This window comes from Streptomyces sp. NPDC058052 (assembly GCF_042885515.1).
Lineage (GTDB): Bacteria > Actinomycetota > Actinomycetes > Streptomycetales > Streptomycetaceae > Streptomyces.
Genome location: NZ_JBHVRX010000081.1, coordinates 1 through 1,472 on the forward strand (window position 1 = coordinate 1; position 1,472 = coordinate 1,472).

Genomic DNA, 1,472 nt, shown 5'->3' on the forward strand with positions numbered 1-1,472 from the left:
ACATAATGCCACATAAAGCTATTATTCCAATAATAAGTGCATATTTTCTACTATATTGATGATGTCCTGGCCAATTTTCTTTTTTATAAGAACTTTTCACTAAAAATAAAATTGATAATAAATAAGGAGGAACTGTCATTGTTCCTACAATAGTTAACATAGTATTAAAAGCCTGAGTAGAAAAATGGGTTAAAATAATAATTATTTCCATAATAATTGAAGACGTAATCAATGAAACATAAGGTATGTCATTCTTATTAGTTCTAGCAAATTGTTTTGGAAAATGCTTTGCTTTTGCTGCAGCATAAGGCATTTCAGATAACATTAGAGTCCATGTTAACCATGAAGCTAATATAGCTACAATAACACCAACAGCTATAATAATTCTTCCAGCTGGTCCAATAACTATACTTAATAAAACTCCTGAAGATGGACTTTGCATTGCTGCAATTTGACCATAGCTTTTTAAACCTAATGGTAACAACGTTGCCAAAGCATATAAGATTAAACAGATAACAAACCCTAAGTGCGTTGCTTTTTTAACTTCATCTTGTGACTTAGCTTTATCAGATAAAACTACCGCACCTTCTACACCACCGAATACCCAAAGTGTAGTCATCATTGTTGATGATATTTGATGTTGCAATGAACCTAAGTCTCTATCATTAAGATGAGGTACCGCATGATTTGCAAACATATTTGTAGTAAAACTACCCCAATTAAAGGAAATAGCCATTACTACTAAAAATATTGCTGTTGTTAACAACATACCTACCGTTCCAGCTATTTCAACGGAAGAAGCTGCTTTAACTCCATTCAATATTAACAAGCTCATCAACCATAGGATAATACTACCACCTATAATGGATCCTATATTGTTTCCTCCAGTAAATTTTCCAGGAAAAAAAAAGTCTAATGTAGACATAAGTAAAACCGAATAGGTTACATTAGCAAAACACTCACAAATCCAATAGCCCCAGCTCGTAAAGAAACCGGCATATCCACCAAACCCTTTTTCTACATATTGATATAAACCAGTTTTATATTCTGGATATATATCAGTTAATATCATAAAACTTTTGACTATGAACCACATAATAAATCCTGTGATTAGCCAAGCAAATATTTGTCCGATTACTCCTGCATGAACAGCCATATTTTGGGGAAGATCATAAATCCCTCCCCCAACCATGGCTGATAAAACTACCGCAGTCAAAGCCCATAATCCCAATTTTTTGGAGCCATTTTTCTGATTTTCTGTATTATTAAGATTTGAATTTTCTTTTTGTTGTGACATGAATCCTCACTCCGAATTAATATTTAATTCCATTTTTAGTAAGTGACTCATAACCCATTTTATCTAACCATTCAGATAGATCTATATCTTGTAAACTATAAAAACTTTCCTCAGGTTTATTAATATCACCATTTGGAATTGCAGTAATAGGAAATGTGAAATAAGGTCCCACTGC

The 1,472-nt window shown here is 32.5% G+C and carries 2 protein-coding genes; both read right to left on the minus strand.

Going from position 1 to position 1,472, the window contains the following annotated elements; all coding sequences use genetic code 11:
• A partial coding sequence (locus tag ACFVU3_RS40010; protein ID WP_390073703.1) for an amino acid permease occupies window positions 1-1,297 on the minus strand: 1,297 nt, incomplete at its 3' end.
• Window positions 1,298-1,313: 16 nt separating this feature from the next.
• A complete protein-coding gene (locus tag ACFVU3_RS40015) occupies window positions 1,314-1,469 on the minus strand; it encodes a hypothetical protein (RefSeq protein ID WP_390073704.1) in 156 nt (51 codons plus the stop codon).
• Window positions 1,470-1,472: the final 3 nt, after the last annotated feature.